The following is a 14,860-nucleotide window of genomic DNA, read 5'->3' as shown; positions in this document are numbered from 1 at the left end:
TCAATATCACTTAAAAAACACCAAAAAATATGGCATATTTAGAGCTAAATAACATTTATAAAACCTATGGTCAGGGAGATAATGAAACAGAAGTGTTATCTAATATCAACTTAAAAATAGAAGAAGGAGAATTTGTTGCCATTGTTGGTTTTACAGGAAGTGGAAAAACAACATTAGTAAATTTAATAAATGGTTTATTAGAGCCAACAAGTGGATCTGTTTTATTTAAAGGAGAACCCGTAAAAGGTACAAGTCACGAAAGAGGTGTAATCTTCCAAAATTATTCATTATTGCCTTGGTTAACAGTAGAGCAAAACGTAATAATGGCTGTAAAAGCTGCGTTCCCTAAACGCGAAAAATCAGTCTGGAAACGTAAAGCTGCTCATTATATAGATATGGTAAGTTTAACGCCAGCTATTAACAAATTACCAAAAGAATTATCAGGAGGAATGCGTCAAAGAGTAGCTGTAGCAAGAGCTTTAGCTATGAAACCAGATATGATTATAATGGATGAACCTCTTGGAGCTTTAGATGCTTTAACCCGTGGAAATTTACAAGATCAAATCTTAAACATTTGGGGAAAAGACAAACGTACAGCTTTGTTAATTACTAATGATGTTGATGAAGGGATTTATATGGCAGATAGAATTATTCCTTTACGTCCAGGACCAAATGCCACTTTAGGACCAGAATTTAAGATTGATTTAGATCGTCCAAGAGATAAAACTGAAATGAATGATAGCGAAAGTTTTAAAAAGACAAGAAACGCAATTATTGAATATCTGATGGACATTGGCGATGCTCGAAAAGCAGAAGCAAAAGAACAAATTGTATTACCAGAATTAGAGCCAAAAAGTTTTGTATCCTATTCTTAAAAACCCAAAAGATGAGCACAGAAACAATTTTACAAGCGGATAAAAAAATTAGTTCAGATACTTCTAATGTGATGTTAGATTTAAAAGACTTAAAGAAAGTATATCCAACACCAAAAGGAGATTACGTGGTTTTAGAGCATTTAAATCTTCAGATTATGAAAGAAGAATTTGTGACTATTATTGGGCATTCTGGTTGTGGAAAAACAACAATGTTGTCTATGATTGCTGGTTTAAATCCGATTTCTGGAGGTGATATTGCAGTGTTAGGAAAACCAATTAAAGGGCCAGGTCCAGACAGGGGTGTTATTTTTCAAGCACCAAGTTTAATGCCTTGGATGACTTCTTTACAAAACGTACTATTGGGTGTAAATCAAGTTTTTCCTCATGGAACCAAAGCACAAAGAACAGATATTGCCAAATATTATTTACAAAAAGTAGGTTTAGAAGATGCGTTTCATAAAAAAGCATCAGAATTATCTCAAGGGATGCAACAACGTGTGGGAATTGCAAGAGCTTTTGCCATAAAACCAAAAGTATTATTGCTAGATGAGCCTTTTGGAATGTTAGATTCTTTAACAAGAGGAGAATTGCAAGATATCTTAATCGAAATCTGGAACAAAGAAAAAATTACAGCAGTTATGATTACTCATGATGTTGACGAAGCCATCTTTTTAGCAGACAGAGTAGTAATGATGACAAGTGGGCCAAGAGCAAAAATTGGAGATGTTTTAGATATCGATTTTAAAAGACCAAGAACAAGAAAATCAGTTTTAGAACACGACGATTATTATAAGTATCGAAAACACTTAATCGACTTTTTAGAACATTAAAAAAGCATAACAAACAAACATAAATTTTAAAATTAAATCGGTTTTTGAAGTGTAAAACTTCATAGCCTTGGGGGTTAACAGCCAAAACTTAACAAATTAAATAACAAACAACACTAATTAAAAAGTAGAAAAAATGAAAAAACAATACATAATTTTAGCGATATTGTTAGTAAGCTTTCAATTCGTAAATGCACAATTTACGTTAGAGGGTGAGTTTAGACCAAGAACAGAATTATTTGGTAATGGGCAATCTTCAACAGCAGCAGATGGTTCAACTCCGTGGTTACAAACTAGTGTTAGAGCTGCAATAAATGCAACTTACAAAACAGAAAGTTATACAGTGTATTTGGGGTTTCAAGAAGTATTTCTTTTTGGAGATAGACCTCAAATTTCTGCAACAGGCAATGGTAATTTTAGAGTGCAAGAAGCTTGGGCTGATATTAAATTGGCTGAAAATTGGAGTTTTAAACTTGGGCGTCAACCTCTTTCTTACGATGATCAAAGAATTTTAGGAGGTTTAGCTTGGGCACAACAAGCAAGAACACACGATATAGGTATTTTAAAACACAAATCTAAAAGTGGTTTTGCATTAGATGCAGGGTATTCTTTAAATACTTTTGGAGATAATATTTATGATACTGCAGCATTGTTTTCTTATAGAGAGTTAGGATTTATACATGCCAATAAAGCATTTGGAAACTTTAGTTTAAGTGGATTATTATTGAATACTGTTTATCAAAATGGAACAGATGATAAATCAAGCTTATTAACTGCAGGTTTACATGCTAAGTTAAAAGCAGGTGCTTTTGGTTTTGCGAGTAACATCTTTTTCCAAAATGGAGATAGAGTAGGAGATGTAGCTGTAGAGGGTGCTTTGTTATATAGTTTAGATGCAACGTTTAAAGCATCAGAAAAAGTAACATTATTAGCTGGTTTCGAATCTATTTCTGGTAAAACAGACGACTCAGCAGCTTTATTTCCATTGTATGGTACAAACCACAAATTTAATGGTTTAATAGATCGTTTTTATGTTGGGAATCATGGTAATGCAGGAGGTTTAGTAGATTTGAATATTGGAGCTAAATTAAAACTCCCTAAAGGATATGGTTTAACAGTAAAATTCCATAATTTCACAGAAGAGTCTTTAGAAAAAGAAAGTTTAGGAAACGAGCTAGATTTTGTTTTAGCAAAGGGATTCAAAGGATTTAAATTAGTGGGTGGATACTCTCATTTCTTTGAGCCGAGTTCTGTTACAGGTGCAGATAGTACACAAAATTGGGCTTGGATGATGTTGGTAATCAAACCAAAATTTTTAACAAGTAAATAAATTGCTTTTATTATTTGAAACTATATGATAATTAGCTGTAAGGCTGCTCTTAATTGAGCAGCTTTTTTTATATCACATAATCAGATTTTATTTATAAAGCTAAGCTGTATAGCTTATTTGAATATGTAGATATAAGGATAAGTATTTGAAAAATAAAAGGTTAATTTGTAGATTATCTAAATTTCCAATTTTTATAATTGCTAGATTTTTCCAATTCGTTTTCTAAAGTTTCAGGCAAATGACTAAAAAAATCAATACCAGTTTTTTGCTCAATTTCATCAATAGAAACCACAAAATCATACAAAGGTTTTTTACTTTCTTGATGAGGTATTAAAAATGCAATTGCTTTAATTTCTGGCTGGGTATAATCTAATAGAATTTTGTAAAATTCGTTGGGTACAGCTACTTTTTCTGAACCAATAGTCTTTAAATTATCTTTTAAAATTCCGCCAGTAATTACATACAGATGATTGTACTTTTTGGCCCAATACCTCGTTTTTTGTTCTAATTTATTCCAAATACCAGCATTAAAACTGTGTTTTTGAGGTGAGATGTTTGATGTGTAAAACGTTTCATTATAACTAATTTCGGTTTTTCTTCTATCGCCTGCAGGGCATAAATGCCCACGATCATAACCAGATTTTTTGTAATTTCTCCAACTTGCAGAAATTGTTTTTACGTTAGGGTCTTCAATAAAATAAGGTCTTTTTCTGTTGATGGAAACAATATCATTTTTGCTTAAAGAATAAGCAACCCACTCAGCTTGTTCATACTTTTCGGCATAAGATAAAGCAAAGCTTTTATGTTTTATAATTTGACCTGTGGTGGAAGTAGGTAAATAGTTAAAATTGCCAATTACTGTTGTTTCGTTTGAATTTTTATGGGGTTTAGCTTTTTGCTCATTGTGTTCTAAATACCAATAATACGAAAGCACACCAATTAATAAAAGTGCTGCTATTACTTTTCTAGTCATATAATGTATTTAATGCATTGTAAAATGAATTCAAAAATAGCAAATATCCAGGTTAATCAGTTAAATAATTTTGAGTGCACAATAAAAATCTATAAGGATCTTAACTTTTATCATTTTGTAATAAATAACTCAAATTTTGATGAAGGTATTCAGTCGTGTATCAAACAAAAAAACCGTAACAACTAAATGTTACGGTTCTTGTACTGAAGATGGGACTTGAACCCATACGAGCATTACTGCTCACTGGATTTTAAGTCCAGCGTGTCTACCAATTCCACCACTTCAGCATTGGTATTTATAAAATAGAGCGAAAGACGGGATTTGAACCCGCGACCCTCACCTTGGCAAGGTGATGCTCTACCCCTGAGCTACTTTCGCAGTCATAATTTTAAGAACTTTACTCACTTTTTTAAAAATATTAAAATCCCTAATACTGTAAGCGGTTGCAAATATAATAAGTTTTATATATTTGACAAATAGTTTTTGGTTTTTTTAGTGATTTATTTTAGAATTGTTTTACTATCAGAGTTTTATATTTAGAGAAATATTGCAAGTTTAATATTTTATGGAGCAGGATTTGGAATATCTTTATGAACTTCTTCAATTTCATTTAAAATTTCATCAGATAAATCAACATTTATAGAATTTATATTTTCTTTTAATTGATTCATTTTAGTGGCGCCAATAATATTGCTAGTAACAAATGGCAATTGATTTACAAATGCCAAAGACATTTCTGTTAAGGATAAATTATGCTTTTTAGCAATAGCTTCATATCTTGTTACAGCTTCAGACGATCCATCTCCCATATATCTTGCAATAAATCTTGGAAATAAATTACCTCTTGAACCTTCTGGAGAACCTCCATTTAAATATTTACCAGATAAAACGCCTTGTGCTAAAGGAGAATATGCCAATAAACCAATGTTTTCTCTTAAAGAAACTTCACTCATACCTATTTCATACCCTCTGTGAATCATAGAATATGAGTTCTGAATCGTTACAGGTCTTGGCAAGTTATGTTGTTCAGAAGCTTGTAAATACTTCATAGTACCCCAAGGAGTTTCGTTAGATAAGCCAATGTGCTTAATTTTCCCCTGTTTTATTAAGTCGTTTAAACCTTCTAGAATTTCTAAATGATTTTCTATTTCTGCATTTGCTGCTTGTAGCGGAAAATCTCTAACTCCAAAACAATTTACACCACGATTTGGCCAATGTAGTTGATATAAATCTATATAATCAGTTTGTAAGCGTTGTAAGCTTTTGTCAATAGCATCGAATATGTTTTCTTTTGATAATCCACCATTTCTGATGTGTGCTGTATAATCTCCTCCACCAGCAATTTTACTAGCTAAAACTACTTTGTCTCTATTGCCTGTTTTTTTAAACCAAGTACCAATAATGCGTTCAGTATCTCCATAAGTTTCTGCATTCGCAGGTACAGGGTACAATTCTGCAGCATCAAAAAAGTTAACGCCATTATCTAAAGCATAATCCATTTGTTCATGACCTTCTGCTTCTGTATTTTGGTTACCCCAAGTCATGGTTCCTAAACAGATTTTAGAAACCTTTACCTCTGTATTTGGTAATGTTGTGTATTTCATATTTTGATATTGTGTAATCTTTTATTCGTTAGATAATTTAAGTAAATACAAGTTTAGGCTAAATTAAAAACTTAAAGAGCAATACGAAATACATCTTTTCGATTTTAATATAACTTTCACTTATTGAAAAAACAAAAGCGTGCAATTATTAACAATTACACGCTTAAACTTATAAATAAACTTTGGAGGTTTTATTTTAATATCGCTTCAATTCCTGGTAAAGATTTTCCTTCTAACATTTCTAACATTGCTCCACCACCAGTAGAAACATAGCTTACTTTATCTGCAAAACCAAATTGTTTTACTGCAGCAACAGAATCTCCACCACCAACTAAAGAAAATGCTCCGTTTTTGGTTGTCTTGTCAATAGAGTGCCCTAATGCAATTGTTCCACCAGCAAAAGACTCCATTTCAAAAACACCTAATGGGCCATTCCATAAAATAGTTTTACATTGATTTACAACTGCATCAAATTTTTCTCTTGATTTTGGTCCTGCATCTAAACCTTGCCAGCCATCAGGAATTGCTGTAATATCTAAAACTTGAGTGTTTGCATCGTTGCTAAAATCATCTGCAGCAATTACATCAACAGGAATATGAACTTGTACACCTTTTGCTTTGGCTTGCTTCAAGATTTCTAAAGCCAACTCTTGCTTATCGTCTTCGCAAATAGAATCTCCAATTTTTCCTCCTTGTGCTTTAATAAAGGTAAAACTCATTCCACCACCAATAATTAAATGATCTACTTTGTCTAAAATATTTTCAATTACAGTAATTTTAGAAGATACTTTTGCACCACCTAAAATGGCTAAAACTGGTTTTTCTGAATTGTTTAAAACCTTGTCTATACTTTCAATTTCTCTGGCTAATAAACTTCCAAAACATTTGTTTTCTGCAAAAAATTGCGCAATAATTGTTGTTGATGCGTGTGCTCTATGAGCTGTACCAAAAGCATCGTTTACATAAATATCACCAAATTTTGATAGTTTTTCTGCAAATGCTACATCACCTTTTTTCTCTTCATCATAAAAGCGTAGGTTTTCTAATAATAAAATTTCTCCACTTTCTAAATTGGCAACAGCTTCTTCTACTTTATCACCAATACAATCTTCTACAAATTTTACATTGCAACCTATAATATCAACTACAGATTTTACAATATGGCGCAAAGAAAATTCATCTTGTTTGCCTTTTGGTCTTCCTAAATGAGACATTAAAATACAGCTTCCACCATCTTCTAAAACTTTAATTATAGTTGGTTTTGCAGCTTGAATTCTAGTGGCATCTGTTACTTCAAATTTATCGTTTAAAGGCACATTAAAATCTACACGAATAATGGCTTTTTTATCTTTGAAATTAAAATCGTTTAATGTTTTCATTGTTGGAAATATTTTTAACAAAAATACTTTTTTATTTATGGTTGATAAAATGCAAACTATAAAAGTTAAGTTAACGATTTCGTTTGCCATTTATTAAGCAGGTAACTTCCTGTTTTTAATTAATTGAATGGCCACCAAAATTAATAATACTCCTGCAGCTAAAAAGGCTATAAAACCAATGGTATTTTGCTTTGTTTGATTGGCAACACCAATAGCAATTAAAGCCCAAGCACCAACCAAGGCAAATGCGCTCATGTTTCTTTTAAAAAGCATTGTAGTGTTTAAAATTACTGCGATAATTATCATAATAATTGTCCAGATTTCATCAGTAATACCAAATCCATTCCAACCAATTTTCACCAAATAAGAGGATACATTAGCAACGCTAGCCACAGTTACCCAGCCACTATAAATGATAAATGGTAAGTATAAAAAAGTGAATTTAATGCGACTACTTTTATCTAAATTGATATTTAAATTGATGATGATTTTGAGTAAAGAAATCAGTAATAAAAAAATGAAAATACAGGATAAGCCTGTGTAACCGTAAATCCAACTAAAAATCCAGAAAGAGTTTGCGATGCATGAAATTATAAACCAAAAACCAATTTTTTCTATAAAATCATCTTCTTTTCCTTTTTTAAATAAGCTTCTTCCTTGGTAAATGGAGAAACCTAGCAATAACAAATAAATAATTCCCCAAATGGAAAACGCATAGCCAGCAGGTGTAAAAAGTGATTTTATATCATCAGAAACAGTTCCAATCGTTTTTCCATCCATAATGCCTGTATTCGATAAATAGTTGATGAAAACAGTAGAACCGAAAGCAATTCCGTTTAAAATTTGAAGTGATTTTTTCAAAATAAGATCTTTTTTTAGAATTTTAAAATTACGAAATCTAAATTTAAAAGTTTCTAAAATCATATATTTGCCCATGCTTTTCAACCAAATTATAGGTCAAGAACATATTAAAAAACATTTAATTAAATCTGCTGAAAATGGCAGAATTCCGCATGCACAATTATTTGTAGGTAAAGAAGGTTGTGGAACCCTACCAATGGCTATTGCTTATGCACAATTTTTACTCTGTAATTTTTCTGATGATGTTGATGCGTGCAACATAAAATGCGATAAATTACAGCATCCAGATTTGCATTTTGCATTTCCTGTAACTACTAATGATGCTGTGAAAAAACATCCTGTTAGTAATTTGTTTTTAGAAGATTGGCGACAATTTATAAACGAACAACCTTATGGAAGTTTATTTAATTGGCTGCAACATATTGGGGTTGAAAATAAGCAAGGTTTAATTGGAGTTGATGAAGCTGAAGATGTTGTAAAAAAACTAAAACTAAAAAGTTATGAAGGTGGTTTTAAGGTGATGATTATTTGGATGGCAGAAAAAATGAATATTGCTGCCGCAAATAAATTATTAAAACTCATTGAAGAGCCACCAGAAAAAACAGTTTTTATATTGATAACAGAAAACGAAGAACAAATTATAAACACGATAAAATCACGTTGTCAGGCATTACATTTTCCTGTGTTATCAGAACAAGATGTTGCAAATACATTGGTTGTAAATCATCAAGTTGAGGATAATAAAGCCGCAAATATTGCTCACCAAGCAGAAGGTAATTTAAACAAAGCCATACATTTGTTACAAAATGATGCAGCTGATTTGGTTTTTGAAGAATGGTTTGTTACTTGGATTAGAACTGCTTTTAAAGCCAAAGGAAATGCAGCAGTTGTGCAGCAATTAATTGGATGGTCTGAAACCATAGCAAAATCTGGTAGAGAGACACAAAAACGTTTTTTAGAATATTGTTTGCAGTTTTTTAGACAAGCTCTTTTATTAAACTACAAGTCTGATCAGTTGGTTTTTATGGAGTCAAAAACAGGTTTTAAATTGTCTAAATTTGCTCCTTTTGTGCATTCAGGAAATATCTTAGAAATAGAAAAAGAAATTAGTGAAGCCCTATATCATATAGAAAGAAACGGAAATGCAAAAATTATTTTGTTAGATCTTTCTATGAAGCTGACACGATTTTTGCATAAAAAAGAAGCGAAGGTTTAGGTAAACTTATCTTTTCCAAGTGCCACCATATACATAATTCTGATTTCCTTCCTTAACCTCTAATAGACATTCTTTACAAGCAAAAATCCATTTTTTTGGCAACTTATATTGAATTCTATACATCGTTGGGAAATCTTTTTTACAAATTTCACAGTATTTAATTCTAGTTTTTATTGGCATTTAAATTTCGCTTACAAATTCGTTAAACGTGCCACATATTTACCAATCACATCAAACTCTAAATTAACAGTGTCACCAGTTTGTAAAGTTTTAAAGGTGGTGTTACTCCAAGTATAAGGAATTATAGCAACCGAAAATCCGTTTTTGGTGGAGTTTACCACAGTTAAACTTACCCCATTTATGGTGATGGAACCCTTTTCTATAGTAACGTTATTTTTATCAGAATTATATTCAAAAGTATATACTGTGCTTCCATTTTCATCTTTAATAAAAGTGCACGTTCCAGTTTCATCAACATGACCTTGCACTATATGTCCATCTAATCTGTCACCCAATTTCATAGCGCGTTCTAGATTTACAATATCAGCAACGTTTAGTTTTCCAATATTGGTTTTATCTAAAGTTTCTTTAATGGCAGTTACTGTATATTCATCATTCTTAATATCAACAACGGTTAAGCAAACGCCATTATGAGCCACGCTTTGGTCTACTTTCAACTCATTTGTAATCGTACTTTTAATAGTTAAATGAACATTTTCTTTGTCTTTTAGCACATTTGTTACTGTGCCAAGTGTTTCTATGATTCCTGTAAACATATCGTTAAAAATTGGTTACTTTTGTATTCGCAAAAATACGGATATTACAAAGGTTATTATGGATAAATCTAATAAAATAGTTGTAGGGATTTCTATAGGAGATTTAAATGGAATTGGAATTGAGGTGATTTTGAAAACCTTTCAAGATAAAAGAATGCTAGATTTTTGTACGCCAGTATTATTTGGTGCAACTAAAGCTATTTCTTATCACAAAAAAGCATTAGGTATTGAAGTGCCTGTGCAAGGAATCAATTCCATAAAACAAATTAATCATGCTAAAATAAATGTATTAAATCTATGGAAAGAAGATGTAAAGATTGAGTTAGGAAAGGCTACCCAAGTTTCTGGGCAATATGCAGCTAAATCTTTGTCATCTGCCATAGAGCACTTAAAAAACAATACTATTGATGTATTATTAACTGCACCTATTAATAAAGAAAACATTCAATCAGAAGACTTTAATTTTCCTGGGCATACAGAATATTTAGAAGCCAATTTAAATGGGGATAGTTTGATGATTTTAATGACGGACGAATTACGAATTGGTTTAATTACAGGTCATATACCAATATCAAAAGTAGCAGAAACTATTACTCCAGATTTGATAAAAAATAAAGTAGAAACCATGCATGCTTCTTTAAAACAAGACTTTGGTATTAATAAACCAAAAATTGCAGTTTTAGGGTTAAATCCACATTGTGGAGATCATGGTGTAATAGGTAAAGAAGATGATGATATTATAAAACCAACTATAGATGAAATTGCAGCAACAGGTAAGTTGGTTTTTGGTCCTTATGCTGCTGATGGTTTTTTTGGTTCTGAAACTTACAAACAGTTTGATGGTGTTTTAGCCACTTATCATGACCAAGGTTTGGCGCCTTTTAAAGCCCTTTCTTTTGGAAAAGGTGTTAATTTTACAGCGGGTTTAAGTCATATTAGAACGTCTCCAGATCACGGAACAGGCTATGATATTGCTGGGAAAAACCAAGCAAATGAATCTTCATTTCAAGAAGCTTTGTTTACTGCACTTCAAGTTTTTAAAGCAAGAAACGAGTATAATTCCTTAACAGAAAATCCGCTAGTTGTTAAATAATTACTTTTTTTGATAAAAATATTGCAGAAATACATTTTTTTGTATCTTTGCACGCTCAATTGATGTTTGGTTATGAGAGAATTGAAAGATTACAATATCCAATTTGTAGGATTAAAAGAAGGGAAACACCAGTTCGATTATTCAATTGATAATAAGTTCTTTGAAGCTTTTAGTTATGATGAGTTTAATAGTTCATCAATAAAAGTTTCGCTAACATTTGTAAAAAAAAGCACATTATTTGAGCTTGTTTTTTTAGCTGAAGGCACAGTTGAAGTTCCTTGCGATGTAACCAATGAGTTATATCATCAAGAAATTGATTCAGAATTACCTTTAGTTGTAAAATTTGGTCCAGAATTTAATGATGATAATGAAGAGATTTTAATTCTACCTCACGAAGCATACGAATTTAATGTGGCTCAATTTATTTACGAAATGATTGTATTAGCCGTTCCAAACAAAAGAGTTCATCCTAAAGTAATTGATGGCACTATGGAGTCTGAAGCGTTAAACAAGTTAAAAGAACTAGAAATAAAGAAAGTAAAAACTGTAGAAAGTACAGACCCTAGATGGGATAAATTAAAGAATTTAATAACAGAAAAAAAGACATAAAATGGCACATCCTAAAAGAAAAATATCTAAAACTAGAAGAGATAAAAGGAGAACGCATTATAAAGCGTCAGCGCAACAAATAGCTACAGATCCTACAACAGGAGAAGCACATTTATACCACAGAGCCCATTGGCACGAAGGAAAATTATATTATAGAGGTCAAGTTGTTTTAGAATCTGCTGCTGCAGAAGCATAAAAACTATCCTTTAAAAATAGCACGAAAACCCTCAAATTTGAGGGTTTTTTTACGTTTTTTAAGTTAAAACTATCTGATTTGATGATTTTAACTCAAAAAACTGAAATTATTTTTACTACTTTTGACTATTCTAAATTTTAGAAATTAAACTTCAATTATGACTAAAATCTCTGCAGCAATTACAGCAGTAGGAAAATATGTTCCTGATTATATACTAACTAATAAAGAGTTAGAAACTCTTGTAGAAACCAATGATGATTGGATTACTTCAAGAACAGGAATTAAAGAAAGAAGAATTCTTAAAGGTGAAGGTTTAGGAACCTCATATATGGCTATTAAAGCCGCTGAAGAGTTACTTCAAAAATCAAATACAAAGGCAGAAGATATAGACATGATTATTGTGGCAACTGCTACACCAGATTTAATGGTGGCATCTACAGCTGCATATGTGGCATCAGAAATAGGTGCCTTAAATTCTTTTGCTTACGATTTACAAGCAGCTTGTTCTAGTTTTTTGTACGGAATGTCTACGGCTGCAAGCTACATAGAATCTGGTAGGTACAGTAAAATTTTGTTGATTGGTGCAGATAAAATGTCATCAATCATAGATTATAAAGATAGAGCAACTTGTATTATTTTTGGTGATGGTGCAGGAGCTGCTTTATTTGAACCTAATGAAGAGGGTTTAGGTTTACAAGATGAATACTTAAGAAGTGATGGAATAGGAAGGGACTTTTTACGTATAGAAGCAGGTGGCTCTATGATGCCAACAACATTAGAAACTGTAAAAGCCAAAAAACACTTTGTGTATCAAGAAGGTAGAACCGTGTTTAAGTATGCGGTTTCAAATATGGCTGATGTTGCAGGCAAAATGTTAACTAGAAATAATTTGACTGAAGAAGATATTCAATGGCTAGTAGCACATCAAGCAAATAAAAGAATAATCGAAGCAACAGCAAATAGAGTAGGTGTTGGTGCAGAAAAGGTAATGATGAATATCCATAAATATGGTAATACTACTTCAGCTACATTACCCCTGTTACTTGCAGATTACGAAAATCAATTAAAAAAAGGAGACAATTTAATTTTTGCTGCATTTGGTGGTGGTTTCACTTGGGGAGCTATTTACTTAAAATGGGCTTACAATTCATAATAATAAATTAACTAAACGATCATGGGTATGGATATTAAAGAAATTCAAAATCTTATAAAATTTGTGGCAAAATCTGGCGCTAGCGAGGTAAAGTTAGAAATGGAAGATGTTAAAATTACCATTAGAACAGGTTCAGGAAAAACAGAAACAACTATTGTACAAGCTGCACCAATGCAAGCTGCACCTCATGTTGCACCAGTGCCTACTGCACCAGTACCTACTTCACCAGCAGCAAAAACTAATGACATTGATGATTCTAAATTAGTTGAAGTAAAATCTCCAATTATTGGTACATTTTACAGAAAACCATCACCAGACAAACCTAGTTTTGTAGAAGTTGGGTCAACCATAAACGCAGGTGATACTGTTTGTGTAATAGAAGCAATGAAATTGTTTAACGAAATAGAATCAGAAGTTTCAGGAAAAATCGTTAAGGTTTTAGTAGACGATTCTTCTCCTGTAGAATTTGATCAACCATTATTTTTGGTAGATCCATCATAATAATTACGAATTATGAATTACGAATTCAAATCTCGTAATTCACAATTTTTAATTCATAATTCATAATTTTTAAAGTATGTTTAAAAAAATATTGATAGCCAATAGAGGTGAAATTGCACTACGTGTAATTAGAACCTGTAAAGAAATGGGCATAAAAACAGTGGCTGTATATTCTAAGGCAGATGAAGAGAGTTTACATGTTCGCTTTGCTGATGAAGCTGTTTGTATTGGTCCAGCTCCAAGTAGCGAATCTTATTTAAAAATGCCAAATATTATAGCTGCTGCAGAAATTACAAATGCAGATGCAATACACCCTGGTTATGGATTTTTATCAGAAAATGCTAAATTTTCTAATTTATGCGAAGAGCATAATATTAAATTTATTGGAGCAACTGGTAAAATGATAGATCAAATGGGAGACAAAGCCAATGCAAAATCTACAATGATTGCTGCAGGTGTGCCTTGTGTGCCAGGTTCTGAAGGAGTTATTAAAGATTTTGAAGAATGTGAAAAACTAGCTGTAGAAACAGGTTATCCTGTAATGTTAAAAGCTTCTGCTGGTGGTGGTGGTAAAGGTATGCGTGCTGTTTGGAAACAAGAAGATTTAAAAGAAGCTTGGGATTCTGCAAGACAAGAATCTAAAGCTGCATTTGGAAACGACGATATGTATATGGAAAAACTCATTGAAGAGCCAAGACATATTGAAATTCAGATTGTCGGAGATTCTTATGGTAAAGCCTGTCATTTATCAGAAAGAGATTGTTCTGTGCAAAGACGTCATCAAAAATTAACAGAAGAAACACCTTCTCCTTTTATGACAGATGAATTAAGAGAAGCAATGGGTAATGCAGCAGTAAAAGCAGCAGAATATATAAAATATGAAGGCGCAGGAACTGTAGAATTTTTGGTAGATAAGCATAGAAATTTCTACTTTATGGAAATGAATACCAGAATTCAAGTAGAACACCCCATTACTGAAGAAGTTGTAAATTACGATTTAATTCGTGAGCAAATTTTAGTAGCAGCAGGTGTGCCAATTTCTGGTAAAAACTACTATCCAAAATTACATTCTATAGAGTGTAGAATTAATGCAGAAGACCCTCATAACAATTTTAGGCCAGCACCAGGAAAAGTTACTACTTTTCATGCTCCTGGAGGTCATGGAGTTAGAATGGATACACATGTATATGCAGGTTATATGATTCCACCAAATTATGATTCTATGATTGCCAAATTAATTGTAACTGCGCAAACTAGAGAAGAAGCCATTAATAAAATGAAAAGAGCTTTAGATGAATTTGTTATTGAAGGCATTAAAACAACAATACCATTCCATAGACAATTAATGGATCATCCAGATTATGTAGCTGGTAATTATACTACTAAATTTATGGAAGATTTTGAAATGAAAGCATAAAGCATTTTATTGTTTTAAATTAATATAAAAATAGAGAATACAGTTTCGTA

The 14,860-nt window shown here is 31.9% G+C and carries 15 protein-coding genes and 2 tRNA genes; 10 read left to right on the top strand and 7 right to left on the bottom strand.

Going from position 1 to position 14,860, the window contains the following annotated elements; translation table 11 throughout:
- Positions 1-29 precede the first annotated feature (29 nt).
- The 3 genes from SJY27_RS09285 to SJY27_RS09275 all read left to right on the top strand — a co-directional run bounded on the left by SJY27_RS09285 (position 30) and on the right by SJY27_RS09275 (position 3,032).
- Entirely contained in the window at positions 30-875 is an 846-nt protein-coding gene (locus tag SJY27_RS09285; protein WP_397444547.1) for an ABC transporter ATP-binding protein, read from the top strand.
- A gap of 11 nt (positions 876-886) precedes the next feature.
- Positions 887-1,705 (top strand): ABC transporter ATP-binding protein, encoded by an 819-nt coding sequence (locus SJY27_RS09280; protein WP_397444546.1) that lies wholly within the window; start codon positions 887-889, stop codon positions 1,703-1,705.
- Between the two features lie 133 nt (positions 1,706-1,838).
- Positions 1,839-3,032 carry a hypothetical protein gene (locus tag SJY27_RS09275; protein WP_397444545.1) on the top strand — a complete coding sequence of 398 codons (1,194 nt, stop codon included), beginning with the start codon at positions 1,839-1,841 and terminating at the stop codon, positions 3,030-3,032.
- A 172-nt stretch (positions 3,033-3,204) separates the two neighbouring features.
- On the opposite strand, the gene SJY27_RS09270 is transcribed toward SJY27_RS09275, so the two are convergent.
- The 6 genes from SJY27_RS09270 to SJY27_RS09245 all read right to left on the bottom strand — a co-directional run bounded on the left by SJY27_RS09270 (position 3,205) and on the right by SJY27_RS09245 (position 7,849).
- The gene (locus SJY27_RS09270) at positions 3,205-4,005 is read right to left on the bottom strand and encodes a DNA/RNA non-specific endonuclease (RefSeq protein WP_397444544.1); all 801 of its coding nucleotides are present in this window, start codon (positions 4,003-4,005) and stop codon (positions 3,205-3,207) included.
- Between the two features lie 201 nt (positions 4,006-4,206).
- Positions 4,207-4,292, bottom strand: a tRNA-Leu gene (locus tag SJY27_RS09265).
- A 19-nt stretch (positions 4,293-4,311) separates the two neighbouring features.
- Positions 4,312-4,383: transfer RNA gene (locus SJY27_RS09260), tRNA-Gly, on the bottom strand.
- Positions 4,384-4,568: 185 nt separating this feature from the next.
- Entirely contained in the window at positions 4,569-5,609 is a 1,041-nt protein-coding gene (locus tag SJY27_RS09255; protein ID WP_397444543.1) for an aldo/keto reductase, read from the bottom strand.
- Positions 5,610-5,800: 191 nt separating this feature from the next.
- Positions 5,801-6,988, bottom strand: coding sequence for a phosphoglycerate kinase (locus tag SJY27_RS09250; RefSeq protein WP_397444542.1), 1,188 nt, complete (start codon positions 6,986-6,988; stop codon positions 5,801-5,803).
- Positions 6,989-7,081: 93 nt separating this feature from the next.
- A complete protein-coding gene (locus tag SJY27_RS09245) occupies positions 7,082-7,849 on the bottom strand; it encodes a tryptophan-rich sensory protein (protein ID WP_397444541.1) in 768 nt (255 codons plus the stop codon).
- Positions 7,850-7,922: 73 nt separating this feature from the next.
- Between SJY27_RS09245 and SJY27_RS09240 the strand changes: the two genes are divergently transcribed.
- The gene (locus SJY27_RS09240) at positions 7,923-9,065 is read left to right on the top strand and encodes an ATP-binding protein (protein WP_397444540.1); all 1,143 of its coding nucleotides are present in this window, start codon (positions 7,923-7,925) and stop codon (positions 9,063-9,065) included.
- A 191-nt stretch (positions 9,066-9,256) separates the two neighbouring features.
- Here the strand turns inward: SJY27_RS09240 and SJY27_RS09235 are convergent, their stop codons facing one another.
- The gene (locus SJY27_RS09235; RefSeq protein WP_397444539.1) at positions 9,257-9,841 is read right to left on the bottom strand and encodes a riboflavin synthase; all 585 of its coding nucleotides are present in this window, start codon (positions 9,839-9,841) and stop codon (positions 9,257-9,259) included.
- Between the two features lie 58 nt (positions 9,842-9,899).
- On the opposite strand from SJY27_RS09235, the gene pdxA reads away from it, so the two are divergent.
- From pdxA to accC, 6 genes are all read left to right on the top strand, one after another.
- A complete protein-coding gene (gene pdxA, locus SJY27_RS09230; RefSeq protein ID WP_397444538.1) occupies positions 9,900-10,934 on the top strand; it encodes a 4-hydroxythreonine-4-phosphate dehydrogenase PdxA in 1,035 nt (344 codons plus the stop codon).
- A 72-nt stretch (positions 10,935-11,006) separates the two neighbouring features.
- A complete protein-coding gene (locus tag SJY27_RS09225) occupies positions 11,007-11,543 on the top strand; it encodes a YceD family protein (protein ID WP_397444537.1) in 537 nt (178 codons plus the stop codon).
- A gap of 1 nt (position 11,544) precedes the next feature.
- Positions 11,545-11,739, top strand: a complete 195-nt coding sequence (gene rpmF / locus SJY27_RS09220; RefSeq protein ID WP_068361688.1) for a 50S ribosomal protein L32 — start codon at positions 11,545-11,547, stop codon at positions 11,737-11,739.
- A gap of 157 nt (positions 11,740-11,896) precedes the next feature.
- Positions 11,897-12,892, top strand: coding sequence for a beta-ketoacyl-ACP synthase III (locus tag SJY27_RS09215; RefSeq protein ID WP_397444534.1), 996 nt, complete (start codon positions 11,897-11,899; stop codon positions 12,890-12,892).
- A gap of 27 nt (positions 12,893-12,919) precedes the next feature.
- Complete coding sequence (accB, locus tag SJY27_RS09210) at positions 12,920-13,393, top strand: acetyl-CoA carboxylase biotin carboxyl carrier protein (protein WP_397444533.1); 474 nt, start codon at positions 12,920-12,922, stop codon at positions 13,391-13,393.
- 76 nt (positions 13,394-13,469) lie between these two features.
- Entirely contained in the window at positions 13,470-14,810 is a 1,341-nt protein-coding gene (gene accC / locus SJY27_RS09205) for an acetyl-CoA carboxylase biotin carboxylase subunit (protein WP_397444532.1), read from the top strand.
- Positions 14,811-14,860: the final 50 nt, after the last annotated feature.

It is taken from the genome of Polaribacter sp. R77954, from assembly GCF_044595335.1.
Lineage (GTDB): Bacteria > Bacteroidota > Bacteroidia > Flavobacteriales > Flavobacteriaceae > Polaribacter.
The sequence above is the reverse complement of the archived record's forward strand: the minus strand, read 5'-3'. Positions and strand labels throughout refer to the sequence as shown.